This is a genomic window from Nocardia sp. NPDC004415, assembly GCF_053602435.1.
The window spans coordinates 54309-70631 of record NZ_JBSGDP010000032.1; the positions used below are offsets into that span (position 1 = coordinate 54309).

Genomic DNA, 16323 nt, shown 5'->3' on the forward strand with positions numbered 1-16323 from the left:
GGGCCCCGCCTAGGCGAGGGCGAAGCGCAGCAGCGCCTGCCGGTCGCCCTGCTTGATCTTGCCCTTGCGGTCGAGGACCTCGAGCTGCCAGACCGGGCCGTTGCGGAAGGCACGCGCGATGGCGTTGGCGTTCTCCGAGCCGAGCAGCGAGGGCCAGATGTCGGCGACCGGCTGGCTGTCGGCGCCGGTGGCGTCGTAGATCTTGAACGAGACGTTGTTGGCCTTCTCGAAGGAGGCGCCCTTCTTGAACGCCGCGGCGATGAAGACGATGGAGTCGATGGCGGCGGGCACCTGGGCGAAGGTGACGTGCACGGTCTCGTCGTCGCCCGCGGCGGCACCGGTCTGCTCGTCACCGGAGTGCAGGACCGCGCCGTTGCCGATGGGGTCGAGCGAGTCGAGTCCGGCGAAGCGCACCGGCTCACCGCCCTGCAGCAGCACCGCGATCAGGTCCAGGTCCACCCCGCGCTTGCGCCGGGCGATGCCGAGCAGGCCGCCGCTGGAACCGGCCGACGGGTCCCAGCTCACCCCCACGCTCATCTTGGTGATGCCTGCGAGATCGGCTGCGCCGTCTTCTTTCTTGAGAGTGATCACGCTTCGAGGCTACCGACTCCCGGCGGCGGCGGTGCGGGGCAACAGAATTCACCACCAGCCCAGGATCGGCCGCAGCGCGCGCCCCAACGCGCCTGCGAGCGAGCGTGAATAGGAGGCGGTGAGGTGGTGTTCGTCGTGGTAGATCAGGGTGTTGCCCTCGGCGACCGCGCACAGCGCCGGGCGGCACACCGCGTCGCTGAGGTCGATCGGGAAGACGCTGGGAAAGCGCGAGGCCGGTTCCAGTTGCGGGCTGATCGGGCTGAGCGCGTCGACGCGGCGCATGCCGCAGCTGGCCCGGTCCCCACCGGCGGCCAGGCAATCGGCGGCGCGATAGCGCACGGTGCCGCGCCGCAGCCACGGGGTGTCGCGCACGGTGATCACGTTGAGGCCCTCGGCGGACAGCGCCGACCAGACGTCGAGGTATTCGGCGGGGGTCTCGTCACCGCCCTCGTCGCGGGGCCGGGTGCCGATGGTGAACACCCAGTCCGGCCGGTCGGTGCCGAGCCGGTCGATGACCTCGCGCGACCAGTCGCGGCAGTCCGGGATCGGCTCGCCGACGGCGCTGGCGTCCTCGGCGACGGTGAGCGGGCAGCCCATCTTCAGATACACCTGGATGCGGAAGGAGTGCTCGGCCGCGAGCACCTGCAGCGCGGGCAGCCAGTGCTCGGCGTGCGAACTGCCCACCAGCGCGAGGGTGCGCTCGGCGTCGGGGTCACCGTAGACGCAGGTGATCACCTCGCGGGTGTCCCAGTCGGCGATGCAGCCGTCGACCGTGGGTGGCGGCAGATCGTTGGGCGCGTCCAGCACGCTCGGGCGCATCGGCTCGGCGGGGACCGGGGCCCCGGCCGCCAGCGCCTCGGCGCCCGGATACGCCTCGATCGCGAGTTCGGCGGCGGCGACGGCCGGTTCGGACCGGACCACGCCGTACTGCCAGACCGAGGTCACCGACAGCATCGAGACCAGCAGCACCGCCACGATCGCGCCCGCCAGCTGCCGGGGCAGTGCTCTGCCCGCGCCCGGCCTGCGCAGTGGTTCCTCGATCCAGCGGTGGGTCAGCCAGGCCAGGCCCAGCGACACCGCGATCACTCCGGCGCCGCCGAGCAGGTCGATCTCGGCCTCGCCGCGGTCGGCCAGGAAGAAGATCAGGATCGGCCAGTGCCACAGGTACAGCGGGTAGGCGATATCGCCGAGCCACCGCATGACCGGATGGGCCAGCAGCCGGTTCGGGCCGGTCCACTCGGTGGCCGGGACCCCGTTGACCGACAGGATCACCGCGGCGGCGGCGCCGACCGGCAGCAGCGCCCACGGCCCGGGAAAACGGTTGGCGCCGTCGGTGATCAGCCAGCCGCACAGCACCACCCCGGCCACCCCGAGCATCGCGACGATCCCGCGCAGCCACCGTGGCAGCGACACCCACGGTGCGAGCACGGCCAGCGCCGCACCGACGGCGAGTTCCCAGCCGCGCGCGGCGGTGTCGTAGTAGTTCCAGCCCTGATGGGTCGCCGCACCGGCGAGCGCGTACTCAAACGACCACGCCGCCGCGGCCACCACGATCAGCCCGGCCACCGGCCGGATCGCCCCGGGCCGGGACAGGCCCGCGCACAGTCGCGCCACCCCCGCGACGACGACCAGCGCCGCCAGATAGAACTGCCCCTGCACCGACATCGACCACAGATGCTGCAGCGGGCTCACCGACGGATCGGCGGCCAGATAGTCCGCCCAGCTCAGCGCCAGCTCCCAATTCTGGTGGTAGAACAGCGAAGCCACCGTCTGCGCCGCGATCGCCGACCACTGGGTGTAGGGCAGCAGCAGCGTCGTGGCCGCCACGACCGCGGCCAGCACCACCGTCATGGCGGGTACCAGCCGCCGTGCCGTGCGCCGCAGCACCGACCACTCCCACGCTGGTTCGCCGCGCTCGGCCCGGCGCAGCAGCAGGCCGGTGAAGAAGAAGCCCGACAGCACCAGGAACACGTCGACCCCGCCGGAGACCCGGCCCATCCACACGTGGAAGACCACCACCAGGGTGATGGCCAGCCCGCGCAGACCGTCGAGATCGGCGCGGTAGGAGGGTGCCGTCGCCCGCGCCGCGGTAGCCGGGCGGGAGCCGGTGACCGTCACCGGCGCGAACACGATGCTGTGCCCCCGCCGACGGCAAGTGAACCGGCATTCCGGAGAACGGCGAGCGACAAAAGCATGTCGAATCTCCTACCACGCGCCGAACCCGGTGTCACATCGTCGGCGGCGGAGGGCGCTGGGCCACAGGGTTTCCGGACGGCGGGCCGGGGTCGAGCGCGCGGATGGCGCCCTCCACGGCGCCGAGCCGGTCGGCGAGCAGACCCAGCCCACCGACCGCGCGCACGAGCGGATCGTCCGCGCTGCCACCCAGGGCCCGATCCCGCAGGTAGGCGGCCCGCACCGCGGCCCAGCGCTCGGCCTGGGCCCGGGTGAGCCTGCCGCGCAGTTCCGCGAGCGCGAGCAGATTCGCCTCCGCGTCGGCGCCGAGGGTCTGCGCCTCGCCGCGGTAGTGGTCGTCGATGAGCGCCTCGAGTTCCCGCTCGTTCATCACCGGTACCAGGCGGCTGGTGAGCCCGTTCATGTCCCGATAGGACCCCTGCAACCGGAACGGCGGTGCGGTGCGCGCGGCGTCGCTGGTGGCGGCCGAGGCCACGTAGGCGCGATTCACCGCCAGCACCACCTCGCGCACCCGCACCACCTTCGCCAGCACCGCGAGGATGTCGGTCAGCTCGGCGGGGGTGTACGGGTGGGCGAGCTGGTCGGTGCGCGTGGTGTCGTCACCGGCGGCCCGCCGCAGCAGCAGGTCCAGATCGGCGCGCTCGCGTGAGGCCAGCGGCGCGAGAACGGGATTGGTGGCCAGCGCGTTCTCCACATAGCTCAGCGCGAACAGATCGTCGCGCCCGGAGAGCACATCGCCGAGGTTCCACACATCGGCGCGATTGGCGAGCATGTCCGGAATCCGGAACCGTCTGCCCTGCTCGGTGTACGGGTTGCCCGCCATGCACACCGCGAACCGTTTGCCGCGCAGATCGTAGGTGCGGGTCCGGCCCTCCCACACCCCGTCGATGCGGCGCTGCCCGTCGCACAGCGACAGGAACTTCTGCAGCAGTTCCGGGGAGGTGTGCTGGATGTCGTCGAGATAGAGCAGCACATTGTTGCCCAGCTCGAGCGCGAAGTTGATCTTCTCCACCTCGCGGCGCGCGGTCGCGTCGGGCGCCGCCATCGGGTCCAGCGAGTGCACCCGATGGCCGAGAGCGGGCCCGTCGACCTTGACGAAGATCAGCCCGAGCCGGGCCGCCACGTACTCCATCAGCGTGGTCTTGCCGTAGCCCGGCGGGGAGATCAGCAGCAGCAGCCCGGAGCGCACGGCCGCGGCGGCGGAGTCCGCGGTGCCGAGCTGGCGGGCCAGATTGTCACCGATCAGCGGCAGGTAGACCTCGTCGAGCAGCCGGTTGCGCACGAAACCGCTCAGCACGGCGGGCTTGTAGTCGTCGAGCCGCAAACGCGCGCGCTCGGCGGCCAGCAGTTCGCCGCGGCGGCGCAGATGCGCGCGGAACACCGGCATCTCCTCGGTGCGGAACCGGTGGGCACGGGCGGTCAGCTCGGCCAGGCGCACCGCCAGGCTGCCGTCGCGGAGGCGCGGATGCTCGCCGAGCAGCCCGTCCACCACGGTGTCCAGCGGTGCGGCACAGTCCAATCGGGGCACGGCCTGACCGCACAGCGCGATCGCGACAGCCTCCGGGAGATGCTCGCGCTGCGCGGGATCGCCGGTGCTCTCGGCGTAGGCGCCCAGCCAGGTGGCGACCAGGTGATACCGCTCGGCCGGCTCGGCGTCGAGACCGCCCACCGCGGCTCGGAAGTCGGCGAAGGCAGTGGGATGCGCCGCGTCGAGCCTGCGCCGGAACCCGGCGAGCAGCTCCCCGGCGACCGCCGCGGTGACGAAACCCTGTGGCTCCCCGGCGATCTCGTGGAACAGATACGTGCCCGCCGATATCGCGTCGATCTCGTCGAGGCCCAGTGATGCGCCGAATTCCGCGATGGCCCCGATGAGTTCGCCGATCACCCGCACCCGGGCGGTCGGCTCCGCGAAGATCGCCGCGGCCCTGGCGGTCGACACGATGCGCGTGGTGAGCTGCGCGCGGTGCCCCTCGGTCGGTTCGGGGCCGAAGCACCACCACAGCTGGGCGGCGGCCCGGTCGGCCGGGCGATAGCGCAACAGGCCCGCGCCCGTGTGCAAGTCGAGCAGTGCCGCGAGGATCACGGTGGCGTCGTGGTCGTGCACGCCGAGCTGGTATCCCTCGTCGTAGCGCTGTCGCGCCACCTCCCGCACGATGCCGTCGAGCTTGCCCGCCGCCGCGGCCTCGTGCAGATCCTCGAGCTCGTCCGCCGCCTGCGCATCGGCCAGGATCGAGGCGGCCAGATGTTCGCCCCGGTACACGCGCGGCGTCTCCGAGACCAGCAGCTGCGACCACAGCGCCGCCGCCTCGGCACCGAACTCGTCGTCGGCCACCGGCGCCAGATAGTCGGTGCCGTTGATGCTGAAGACCAGCCCGCCCTCGTGCGGCACCAGCGCGAGGTCCCACCGCGCGGAGGTCACCGCGAACCGGTGCCTGCCCAGCCGGATCGTCTCGCCCCCGTCGGCGTAGAGGTCGTCGCGGTCGCGCAGGATCCGGGCCGCCTCCTGGCGGGCCACCGTGATGCGGCCGTCGAGCTCCTCGGCGGCCACCACCTCGCCCGCGGCCCGCAGCTCGGTGATCGTGGCGCGCAGCCGCAGCACCATCGCGTCGGCGGCGAAGTAGGCGTTCACCTCCTCGGCCGAAGCCAGTGCGGCACTGCGCCGTTCGATGCTCGACAGCATCCGCTGCGCCGCGTCCACGAGGCGCCGCGCCCGCTGGGTGCGTTCGTCGAGCAGGCTCTGGCGGCGGGTGGCGAAAGCCTCGTAGAGGTCGTCGCGGGTGGCCGCGATCCGCTCGGCGAAATCGTCGATCCCGCCGAAGCGAGTCTCCAGATCCTCCACCGTCCCCAGCAGCGTGGCGACCAGGTCGTCGCAGGTCTGCGGGGTGTCGGCGCGGGCGAGCGCGCTGGTGACGGCCTGGCCCAGCAGCGCGTACTCGGCGGCGAATTCGGCGCGGCCCTCGGCGGCCGCCAGCTCGCCGCGCCGCGCTTGCAGGGTGGCCCCGGCCCGGTTGACCGCGGCCAGCACCGTCGAGACCCGGTCGAGGATGCCGGTGCGCAGGGTGGCATCGCCCACCTCGAGCCCGGTGACCACCTCGACCACCGTCTCCAGCTCCGCCGTCCGCTCGGCCAGCCACTCCCGCAGCGGCTGGGCTGCGGCCACCGTGGACACCGCCGCCGCCTGCGTGCGGGTGTCCTCGATCGCAACCAGGTAGTCGGCGAAAGCATCGGGGCCGCTGAGGAATTCGACGCACCCGCGGCCGGTGTCCGCCAGCGCCGCCGCCACCGACGCGGCCAGCTCGTCGAGCCGGTCGGTGTCGACGTAGCGCAGCGCACGCAGTGTCTCGACCCGGCCCGCGGCCCGGTGCAGGGCGGCGAGCTCCTCGACCCAGCCCTGGGCGGTCGGATGGCCGCCGCCGGTGCGCAGCAGTGTCGCGATCTGCTCGGCCGCCTCGGTCACGGCGGTTTCGGCCTGCTCGGTGCGGGCGGTGACTTTCGCGAACTCGTCCACCACCTGCGCGGCGGTATCGCGCAGCGCGCCCAGTGGCGCCGCCAGATCGCCGAACTCGGCCTCGGCGAGCCAGTGGTGATGATCGGTGGTGCGTCCGCAGGCGGCGACGATCGCCTCGAACACCTCGGTGCTCGGCGTCAGGTCCTCGACCATGCGGCTCACCGACAGGCAGTCCGCCAGCCCGCGCACCAGCTCGGCATTGCCGATGCGGGCCAGTGGGCCGTCGCCGGTGGGCTGCCGCGCGGCATGGGTGTCGGAGACGAACGGCGTCTGCCACACCTGCAGGGTGTGCACCCGGGCAGGTTCGGCCGACACCGCGCGCAGGACCACCATCGTGCCGTCCTCGAACAGCGAATACCCGTGGCAGCTGATCGGGGTGGCGACCTGTTTGCGAATCATGTTGTAGGGCAGCAGCAGTGTGCGACCGCGTGCCCCGGCGCGGAACACGTAGAGCACGTCCTCGCCGTTGGGCGCGCGCACCGTGGTCTCGTAGACCAGGTCGTCGACCTCGGTGTCGAAGGTCTTGTGCACCCCGGTCGCCAGGTAGTACCCGCCGGGGAAGACGATGCCCTGGTCCTCGGGCAACAGCCGGCACGACAGGCCGATCCCGTCGAGCCGGGTGACGGCGCGGGTCCGGGTGTCGAAGACCAGGTGCCGACGCACCGTCTCCTTGTAGGGCCGGACCCGCAGCAGGATCAGCGCGCCCACCTCGGCGTAGTGCACCTCGGCGTCGGCCAGGCTCTGCAGCGGCTCGTCCACCGGCTCGGTGTGGACGCCGGTGGTGGTCTCGGTGTCGTTGTCCACCTTCACCGTCAGCGTGCCGCCGAGGGTGTCGACGAACACCTTGCCCAGGATGGACACGTGCGGATGACGCCCCGGCACCTGATCGTCGCGGGTGGCCTCGGTCCAGGCGAACTCGTGCGGGTCGGGGAACACGTGATCGCGTTCGCCGCGGCTGTCGAGGTAGCCGGGCGCCCCGGTCGAATCCACGCCCCAGCGCAGCACTTTGATGTCGTCGGCGCGCTGCCCGGTCTGGAACACCGCGAGCAGGCGCCCGCCGACCCGGCGCAGCCGCGACAGCCGGGTCTGCGCGTAGTACCGGTACAGCTCGGCGAAGTCGCGGCCGAAGCGCGGATCATCCAGCAGCCCCGCCGGATCGGCGGGGGCGAACCCCTTCTCGTCCCGGTGGAATCGGTGCACCGCGAACACATCGGGCATGTCCGTCGTCGGCTTCGATCCGGGAGAGACGTTGTAGCCGAACAGCATCCGGCCGTCGGCCAGGGCCAGCACGTCTCGGGGTACGCAGGGCTGTTCGGTGTGGATCTGTTCGGTGCCGAGCAGCGTCAGCTCCACGCCGCCGAAGTCGGCGACGCGGCGTTCGTTGAGTTCGGCACAGCGTGTGGACAATTCGCTCGCCTGCTCGCGCAGGCGGGCGTGCAGCACCTCGTAGGTGCCGCCGTCGAGGGCGGCACCCGCGGCCGGGGCGGTGATGTCCGCCCCGGCCGTGGCGTCCCGGTGCCGCTGCCGCGGCGCGCTCACTTGTCCAGCAGGATGTCGGGCGCGGTGCCGGTGTCCGGCGTGGAACCGTTGCGCGTGAGCAGCGACCCGACCACGGCGGTGGCGGCGGCACCGGTGTCGGAGTGCAGGATCCGGTCCAGACCCTTACCGAGCCCGATCGAGCCGACCAGCCGGTCCAGGAACATCGATTCCCCGCCGACGATGTCGATCTTGGCATTGCCCAGCCCGGTGGCCAGCACCTCGGCCTGGGCCTGGGCGACGTCGACCTGCGCCCGCACGGTCGCCAGTTCGACCTCCTTCTGCAGCTCCAGCCGCAGCCGGAATTCCTCGTGCTGGCGGGTGGCGTCGTCGAGCACCGCCATGGCGGCGGCCTTCTCGTGCAGACCCTCGGCCTCGCCCTTGAGCTTGTCGCGCAGGCCCTCGGCCTCGGCGAGATTGCGCTCGCGCAGCACCGCGGCCTCGGCCCGCCCCACCTTCTCGATGGCGTCGGCCTCGCGCTCACGCACCTGCGCGGCCCCCAGCCCGGGCGCGGCGGCTTCGGCCTGGGTGGCCTCGGCGAGCCGGATCTTGGCCTTGGCCTTCAGGTCCGCGGCCGCCACCTCGGCCTCGGCCAGCGTGATCGACTCCTTGGCCAGGAACTTCGCCGCCGCCTCGGCGGCCTCGGCGGCCTTGATGTCCTTGACCAGGTGTTCCTGTGCCTCGGCCTCGGCGCGGATGATGATGGCCTGGCGCTCGCGCTCGGCGGCCTCGGTCGCGCGCAGCCGGTTGATCTGCTCCTCCTGCTCGGCCACGGTCTTGTCCACCGCGACCCGCTCACGCACCACCTCGGCCACGGTGCGCCGCTCGGTCTGCACCTCGCGCTCGTTGGCGATGTGGGCCAGCGACACCGCCCGGTCGCGGTCGGCCACCTCGAGCAGCCGGTCCTTCTCGATCCGCTCGGACTCGATGGCGATCACCCGCTCGCGGTTCTTCTCCGCGACGGCGATCTCGCGATCCTTGTTCTGCGACTGCACGGCCAGCGCTTCCTCGGTGCGCAGGAACGCGGTCTGCGCCTTGAGCCTTTCCTCGGCCTGCACCCGCTGGATCTCGGCGTCCTCGCGGGCCCGCAGCGTCTCCACCTCGCGGCGCTGGCGGTTCTCCGCGTCGGCCTGCTGACGTTCCAGCTCGAGCACCGCCTCGCGCGCCTCCACGTTCTGGCGGGTGATCTCCTTCTCCTCGTGGCGGCGGAACTCGTTGGTGCGCACGTGCTCGATGGCGGTGAGCTCGGTGATCTTGCGGATGCCCTGCGCGTCGAGGATGTTCTGGCTGTCGAGCTGGATGAGCGGGGTCTGCTCGAGGTAGTCGATGGCGGCGTCCTCGAGGCTGTAGCCGTTGAGGTCGGTGCCGATCACCGCCATGATCCGGTCACGGAATTCGTTGCGGTGGGTGTAGAGATCGACGAAGTCGAGGTGCTTGCCCACGGTCTTGAGCGCCTCGGAGAACTTGGCGCTGAACAGTTCCTGCAGCGTGGCCTGGTCGCTGGCGCGCTGGGTGCCGATGGCCTGGGCCACCTTGATCACGTCCTCGACGGTCTTGTTGACCCGCACGAAGAAGGTGATCCGGATGTCGGCGCGGATATTGTCGCGGCAGATCAGCCCGTCGCGTCCGAGCCGGGCCACCTCGATCGTCTTGACCGAGATGTCCATGTACTCGGCCTTGTGCAGCACCGGCAGCACGACCGCGCCGGTGAAGGTCACATCGACCTTGCGCATCTTGGAGATGATCAGCGCCCGGCCCTGGCTGACCTTCTTGAACAACCGGCTCACCAGGAACAACACGGCGAGACCGGCGAGCAGGACCAGGGCGATCAGCACCCCGAATCCGATGGCGATGGTGGACATCAGTTCCCCTCCCATGCGGCCACCCAGAACGTTCCGGCGGCCGGGTCGTAGTCGTAGACAACGGCGGAATCCCCCTGTGCCAGGGGAGCGGTCGCGGCGTGCAGGGCGCTCTGCCGGACCTGGATGACCGCCGACGATCCGTCGGCGGCGGTGAGCTCGGCCTGCCCGAACTCCTCGTCGACGCGGCCGGTGCGCACCCGGCACATCCGGCCGACGAAATCCCGGTGCGAGGCGGCGGGCACGGCACCGAAGACCCGGCGCAGCGGGAGCACCACCAGCCGCGTGCCCGCGACGGCGACCGGCACCGCGACGATCAGGACCCCGCAGCGCGCGAGCATCCCCGCGAGCCCGGACAGCCCGGCGACCGCCACGGTGCCGGCCAGTGTGGTGAACCAGGACAGCCCGACCAGCCCCGTCACGGCGACGGTCACCGGCACCCCGCCGAGCCCCAGCGCGTCGAGACCCTGTGTCGCGGAATCGGTCTCGACGGACTCGGTCTCGGTACCCCCGACGAGCACCAGCAGCCAGAACCCGATGACGACGAGCAACGCGAAGGTGAACAGCACCACCGGAAACGACAGTGCCACGCGCACGAACTCGAACAACCCCCACGATGCCATCGGTTTTCCCCTCGCCGAACGACCCCCGGGAACCGAGTGGTATCCGGAGATTGCCGACCAGACTTCCCGGCGCACCTAAAAGTAAAGATATCGTAAAGAGCCAGTTCGCGCAACCGAATTGCCTGATCGCCGTGGCATTTCCGGCCCGCGGCACCGGTGCCGAGACCCGGCGATTTCCGCTGGTATCGTCGTTTTCGACCAGGTAGTCGATAATTTTGACGCGAAGGAGGGCGCGTGCCCGGGCCCCGGCGGACACAGGCGCAGCGGCGTGCCGAGACGAGTCGGGCGCTCATCGACGCGACCATCGAGACGATCGTCGAGCGGGGCTACGCGCACGTCACCGTCAAAGAGGTCTGCCGCCGCGCCGGCGTCTCGCACGGCGGGCTCTTCGGCCGCTTCGCGACCCTGTTCGACCTGATCGCCGCCGCCGCCGACGAAGTGGGCAGACGCCAGCGCGAATCCTTCGTCACCCAGATGAACCAGCTTCCCGACCGCACGGATGTCACCTCGGTGCTGGCCCTCTGGCGTGACACCGCCCGCGACCCGATCAACACCGTCTGGCTCGAACTGACCATGGCCGCCCGCACCGACCCCGCCCTCCGGCAACGACTCGAGGTGGTCCGCCTGGAATACGCCGCGGCCCTGGTCACCGGCGGTGTGAAAATGCCCGCTGCGCAGGGCTTGTCACCCGAACAGGTGATCGCCCTCGGCTCGATCGTCGTCTTCTGCTTCGACGGCGACGCCCTCAGCACCGGCGCGTTCCCCCAACCGGAACTCGACGCGGCGCGACTCGAGGTACTCAGCACGATGGTCGGCCACTACCTGGACGCACACCGAGCCCCGGCCTGAACGCGGCCTCGACAGTCTCGCCCCGACCGGTCCGCAGTCCGGGGATGGTTCGGTGGTGTCCGCCGGGGTGCGGTTAGGGTGGCGCGTGGCCGACAACATCCCCGCTCCCGAACGCCGTGACGACTGTTTGGCGCTGGTTCGGGCGGGTCTGGGGTTGGGTCCCGATGGGGTTCTCGCGATCGGCGTGCAGAGTGGTGGGCTGTTCAACTATCTGTTGCGGGTCGACACGCAGGTCGGGACCTATTTCTTCAAGCAGTATCTCGACGGTGTCGACAATCCGCTGTACTCCCCGCCGGAGATTCCGGCGATCGAGCGGGCGGAGCTGGCCGAGCGGGTGCAGCGGCTGGCGGCGGACGGGTCCGGGGTGGTGCCGGAGATCGTGGCGTTCGATCGGGGGCGGTGCGCCTTCCTGATGACGGCGGCGGCCGGGGAAGGGACGCTCAACGATCATCTCGCGCGGGGTGAGCTGCCCGCCGGATTCCTGAATCGGCTTCCGGCCGTGCTGGCCGGGCTGCATCAGCGCACCCATCGGCGCTTCGCCGCGGATTCGGTGTTCGCCAACACCGCGTTCCGCGATTTCAAGCTCGGCTTGCAATACGACGACATCAACGCGCATCTCACCGCCGCGGAAACCGATCGGGTGCTGCGCTGCCGTCGTGACTACCAGCGGCGCACCGACTGTGTCACGCACGGAGATCTCAACTCGCGCAACATCATCGTCTCCGGCTCCGCGCTCGGGGTGATCGATTTCGAGCAGTCGCACCTGGGCACTCCCGCCTACGATCTCGCCTACATCCTGAGCGAAGTGTTCATCAGCCGGGAGGTCTTCGATACGGACACGGCGGCGGTGATCGGGGAATTCCTCGACCGGTACTTCGCGGATTTCACTGTGGTGAAACGTGATTCGGTGGAGACGGAGGTGACCCGGCACCTGGCGGTGCAGATGCTGTACCGGTTCTGGGGCCCCAGCCGCGCGGCGTGGACCGGGTATGTCGGCGATGACGATCGCGCGCGCGTCATCGCCGCCGCCAGGGCCCTGCTCATGACCGACGGCCCGGTGACCGCGGTGCTCGGCCGTTAACGCTCGCGGTCGGCGGGGGTGTAGGGGATATTGGCCGCGCGGTTCTGGTCGACCCGGATCGCCCGGCCCAATTGCGGGAACGCGCGCTGCGCGCAGGCCGGACGCTCGCAGATCTTGCACCCCGCGCCGATCGGGACGGCGGTGGTCTCGTCGTGGATCGGCAGCCCGTGTGAGTACACCAGCTTCTCGGCATAGGCGAGGTCGCAGCCGAGTCCGATCGCGAAATCCCTTTTGGGGGAGAGGTATCCGGGTGTGCTCTCGTCGGTGGTGCGCGCCAGCCACAGGTATTTGCGCCCGTCGGGCATCTCGGCGATCTGGGTGCGGATACGGCCGGGCGTGGTGAACGCCTCGTGCACCACCCACAGCGGGCAGCTGCCACCCACCCGGGAGAAGTGGAACGCGGTGGCGGACTGGCGTTTCGAGATATTGCCCGCCCGATCGGTGCGGACGAAGAAGAACGGCACCCCGCGCTGATTCGGCCGTTGCAGGGTGGACAGCCGGTGACACACCGTCTCGAAGCCGACCTCGAACATCGACGACAGCAGGTCGATGTCGTAGTGCAGTTCCTCGGCGGCATTGCGGAAACGCGTGTAGGGCAGGATGAGCGCGCCCGCGAAGTAGTTGGCCAGGCCGATGCGCAGCAGATCGCGGGAGCCCGCGGGCATCGTCACCGCCGCGACCAGGGATTCGATGGTGTCGGCGTGGGTGAGGAAGGCCAGTTGGGTGGCGAGCTGGAAGGCCCGCTGTCCCGGAGAGAGCCTGCGGGCCAGCACGATGCGCCGGGTGTCGGGATCGTAGACGCGTTTGGGGCCGGGGTCGGTGGGGTCGTCGGTGCGGATGGTGACGCCGATGCCGTGGCGCTGGTGCAGCAGGCGGGTCAGTTGCAGGTCCAGGCCGCCGATGCTGAGCCGGTTGTCGGTGAACAGGTGCTCGGCGGCGTGGTCGAGTTCGGGGATGTGGTTGCGGCGGTCGTAGAAGAAGTCGCGCACGTCCTCGTAGGGGGTGGCGGTGCCGGGGGTGACGGTGACGCCCTCGATATCGGCGGAGAACTGCTCCATCTGCTGGGTGGCCCCGCGCAGCCGCCGGTGCAGGCTCACCAGCAGCCGGGCGGCGGCAGGGGTGCGGGTCATCAGGTCGTCGAGTTCGGCGGTGGAGAGGGTGACCGCGTCGGGGTCCTCGGCGAAGACGTCCTGCAGGTCGGCCAGCAGGCGGGCGTCGGTGTCGGCGGCGAAGAAGCCCATGTCCAGGTCGAAGGTGGCATTGAGCCGCAGCAGCACCTGCACGGTGAGCGGGCGCTGATCGTTCTCGAGCTGGTTGACGTAACTCACCGATAGCCCGAGCACCTTGGCCATCCCCGATTGGGACAGCCCTCGTTGTTCCCGCAGCGTCCGCAGCCGTGCGCCCGCGTACATCTTCTGCATGCCGCCAATGTAGCAGCCGCGACTTTCACAACTTCCACAAATTTGCTGGTCAGCCTCCACAAGATTTGGCATTTGCGGTGTATTTCGCCGTATTCACCGCGTGTGTAACGTGCGAAACAGATCAGTGAATTTCCCGCTTCTGGAGGCCGCCACCGTGAAGAACCATCTCGTCCGCACCCACCGCTCCGCCGAGGACTTCCCCCGTGAGGACCACCTCGCGTGGCGGATCGCCGAGGTTGCCGCCGACGCGGTCGAGGTGCCCGGCGACACCGAGGAGATGATCGTCAACCGGATCATCGACAACGCCTCGGTGGCGGCGGCCTCGATCACCCGGCGCCCGGTCGCCAACGCCCGCGCCCAGGCGCTGGCCCACCCGTACGGTCCCGGTGCCGCCGTGTTCGGCGTGCCCGGCCGGTTCTCCCCGGAGTGGGCCGCGTGGGCCAATGGTGTGGCAGTGCGTGAACTCGATTTCCACGACACCTTCCTGGCCGCGGAGTACTCGCACCCCGGTGACAACATCCCGTCGATCCTGGCCGTGGCCCAGCACGCGGGCCGCAGTGGTCGCGAGCTGATCCGGGGTCTGGCCACCGGCTACGAGATCCAGGTCGACCTGGTCCGCGCCATCTGCCTGCACGAGCACAAGATCGACCACGTCGCCCACCTCGGCCCCTCGGCCGCCGCCGGTATCGGCACCCTGCTGGGCCTGGACACCGAGACCATCTACCAGGCCATCGGTCAGGCCCTGCACACCACCACCGCCACCCGCCAGTCCCGCAAGGGCGAGATCTCGAGCTGGAAGGCCTACGCGCCCGCCTTCGCCGGGAAGATGGCGGTGGAGTCGGTCGATCGCGCGCTGCGTGGCGAGGGCGCGCCGTCGCCGATCTGGGAGGGCGAGGACGGTGTGATCGCCTGGCTGCTGGGCGGTCCGAAGGCGGAGTACTCGGTGCCGCTGCCCGGACCGGGCGAGGCCAAGCGCGGCATCCTCGACACCTACACCAAGGAGCACTCGGCCGAGTACCAGAGCCAGGCCCCGATCGACCTGGCCTTCCGCCTGCGCGAGCGCGTCGGCGACCTGGACCAGATCGCGACCGTCGTGCTGCACACCAGCCACCACACGCACTACGTGATCGGCACCGGCTCCAACGACCCGCAGAAGTTCGATCCGAAGGCCTCGCGCGAGACCCTCGATCACTCGATCATGTACATCTTCGCCGTCGCCCTGCAGGACGGCGTCTGGCACCACGAGCGTTCCTACGCCCCCGAGCGGGCCCAGCGCCCCGACACCATCGAGCTGTGGAACAAGATCTCCACTGCCGAGGACCCGGAGTGGACCCGTCGCTACCACTCGACCGACCCGAACGAGAAGGCCTTCGGTGCCCGCGCCGAGGTCACGCTCAAGAGCGGTGAGGTGATCGTCGACGAGCTGGCCGTGGCCGACGCGCATCCGGTGGGGGCGCGCCCGTTCGCCCGCGAGCAGTACATCGCCAAGTTCCGCACCCTGGCAGAGGGCGTCATCGACCCGGCCGAGCAGGACCGTTTCCTCGATGTCGCCCAGCGCACCCCCGAACTCACGGCCGAGGAGCTGGGGCAGCTGAACTTCACCGTCTCCGACGAGGTGCTGGCCCGCGCGCCGAAGCTGCCGAAGGGCCTGTTCTGATGACCGGCCTGCTCGCCGCGCCGACCTCGGCCACCGACAAGCGGATCGCGTTGCGGGCCGGACTCGCCTCGGACCGCATCCAGCGTCTGCCGGGCGCGTTCAATCCACTGGTGGCCAAGCTGATCCAGGAGATCGGCTTCGAGGGCGTCTACGTCTCCGGCGCGGTGGTCTCGGCCGACCTGGCGCTGCCCGATATCGGGCTCACCACGCTGAGCGAGGTCACCGAGCGCGGCAGGCAGATCGCGCGGGTCACCGACCTGCCGGTGCTCATCGACGCCGACACCGGTTTCGGTGAGCCGATGAGCGCGGCGCGCACGGTCACCTTCCTCGAGGACGCGGGCATCGCCGGCGCGCACTTCGAGGATCAGGTGAACCCGAAGCGCTGCGGTCACCTCGACGGCAAAGCTGTCGTGCCGGTGGCGGAGATGGTGCGCAGGCTGCGCGCGGCGGTGGCGGCGCGGCGCGACCCGAACTTCGTGATCTGCGCGCGCACCGACGCCGCCGGGATCGAGGGCATCGACGCGGCGATCGAGCGGGCGAAGGCGTATGCCGAGGCGGGTGCGGACCTGATCTTCACCGAGGCCCTGCACACCCCGGCCGATTTCGAGAAGTTCCGGGCCGCGGTGGACACCCCGCTGCTGGCCAATATGACCGAGTTCGGCAAATCCGAGCTGGTCCCGGCGGCCACGCTGGAGAAGATCGGCTACAACGCCGTCATCTATCCGGTGTCCACCTTGCGGCTGGCCATGTTCGCCGCCGAGGCGGGCCTGCGCGAAATCTTTGAGCAGGGCACCCAGGCCGGTCTGCTCGACCGGATGCAGCACCGTTCCCGGCTCTACGAACTGCTGCGGTACGAGCGCTACAACGAATTCGATTCCGACATCTTCAATTTCGCGTTGCGAAAGGACCAGTGAGCCTTTTTCATCCTGCCGCTGAACCATGTTGCACCGCAGCATGATTAATCTGCCGCTCCGGATGCGAACTGGCGAAGCCCCTGGTAAGAGA

Annotated in this window: 10 protein-coding genes; 4 read left to right on the forward strand and 6 right to left on the reverse strand. The window is 70.3% G+C overall.

What is annotated here, in order from left to right:
• Window positions 1-9: 9 nt before the first annotated feature.
• The 5 genes from ACWEMY_RS17125 to ACWEMY_RS17145 form a co-directional block, all read right to left on the reverse strand.
• The gene (locus tag ACWEMY_RS17125; RefSeq protein ID WP_375937073.1) at window positions 10-591 is read right to left on the reverse strand and encodes a TerD family protein; all 582 of its coding nucleotides are present in this window, start codon (window positions 589-591) and stop codon (window positions 10-12) included.
• Between the two features lie 48 nt (window positions 592-639).
• Window positions 640-2721 (reverse strand): acyltransferase family protein, encoded by a 2082-nt coding sequence (locus tag ACWEMY_RS17130; protein ID WP_452390802.1) that lies wholly within the window; start codon window positions 2719-2721, stop codon window positions 640-642.
• Between the two features lie 97 nt (window positions 2722-2818).
• Window positions 2819-7831 (reverse strand): DNA repair ATPase, encoded by a 5013-nt coding sequence (locus ACWEMY_RS17135; protein WP_452390803.1) that lies wholly within the window; start codon window positions 7829-7831, stop codon window positions 2819-2821.
• Window positions 7828-9705 (reverse strand): SPFH domain-containing protein, encoded by a 1878-nt coding sequence (locus ACWEMY_RS17140; protein WP_452390804.1) that lies wholly within the window; start codon window positions 9703-9705, stop codon window positions 7828-7830. The genes ACWEMY_RS17135 and ACWEMY_RS17140 overlap by 4 nt, the downstream gene beginning before the upstream one ends.
• Window positions 9690-10310, reverse strand: coding sequence for a hypothetical protein (locus ACWEMY_RS17145; protein WP_452390805.1), 621 nt, complete (start codon window positions 10308-10310; stop codon window positions 9690-9692). Before ACWEMY_RS17145 ends, ACWEMY_RS17140 begins: the two co-directional genes overlap by 16 nt.
• Before the next feature lie 234 nt (window positions 10311-10544).
• Between ACWEMY_RS17145 and ACWEMY_RS17150 the strand changes: the two genes are divergently transcribed.
• Window positions 10545-11159 (forward strand): TetR/AcrR family transcriptional regulator, encoded by a 615-nt coding sequence (locus ACWEMY_RS17150; protein ID WP_452390806.1) that lies wholly within the window; start codon window positions 10545-10547, stop codon window positions 11157-11159.
• Between the two features lie 85 nt (window positions 11160-11244).
• Window positions 11245-12240 (forward strand): phosphotransferase family protein, encoded by a 996-nt coding sequence (locus tag ACWEMY_RS17155; protein WP_452390807.1) that lies wholly within the window; start codon window positions 11245-11247, stop codon window positions 12238-12240.
• Here the strand turns inward: ACWEMY_RS17155 and ACWEMY_RS17160 are convergent.
• Window positions 12237-13661 carry a short-chain fatty acyl-CoA regulator family protein gene (locus ACWEMY_RS17160; protein WP_452390808.1) on the reverse strand — a complete coding sequence of 475 codons (1425 nt, stop codon included), beginning with the start codon at window positions 13659-13661 and terminating at the stop codon, window positions 12237-12239. The two genes, ACWEMY_RS17155 and ACWEMY_RS17160, sit on opposite strands and share 4 nt — an antisense overlap.
• A 154-nt stretch (window positions 13662-13815) precedes the next feature.
• Here ACWEMY_RS17160 and prpD point away from each other — a divergent pair, with 154 nt between their 5' ends.
• Both prpD and prpB read left to right on the forward strand, forming a co-directional pair.
• Window positions 13816-15318: a 2-methylcitrate dehydratase PrpD gene (prpD, locus tag ACWEMY_RS17165; protein ID WP_452390809.1), complete on the forward strand. Its 1503-nt coding sequence runs from the start codon at window positions 13816-13818 to the stop codon at window positions 15316-15318.
• Window positions 15318-16232, forward strand: a complete 915-nt coding sequence (prpB, locus tag ACWEMY_RS17170; RefSeq protein ID WP_375937048.1) for a methylisocitrate lyase — start codon at window positions 15318-15320, stop codon at window positions 16230-16232. The genes prpD and prpB overlap by 1 nt, the downstream gene beginning before the upstream one ends.
• The last annotated feature ends 91 nt before the right edge of the window (window positions 16233-16323 follow it).

What these genes read in the sequence shown, in the direction of transcription:
- ACWEMY_RS17145 (WP_452390805.1), bottom strand. Translation starts at nt 10,310, where the DNA reads ATGGCATCGTGGGGGTTGTTCGAGTTCGTGCGCGTGGCACTGTCGTTT.
- ACWEMY_RS17160 (WP_452390808.1), bottom strand. Translation starts at nt 13,661, where the DNA reads ATGCAGAAGATGTACGCGGGCGCACGGCTGCGGACGCTGCGGGAACAA.
- prpB (WP_375937048.1), top strand. Translation starts at nt 15,318, where the DNA reads ATGACCGGCCTGCTCGCCGCGCCGACCTCGGCCACCGACAAGCGGATC.
- ACWEMY_RS17140 (WP_452390804.1), bottom strand. Translation starts at nt 9,705, where the DNA reads ATGGGAGGGGAACTGATGTCCACCATCGCCATCGGATTCGGGGTGCTG.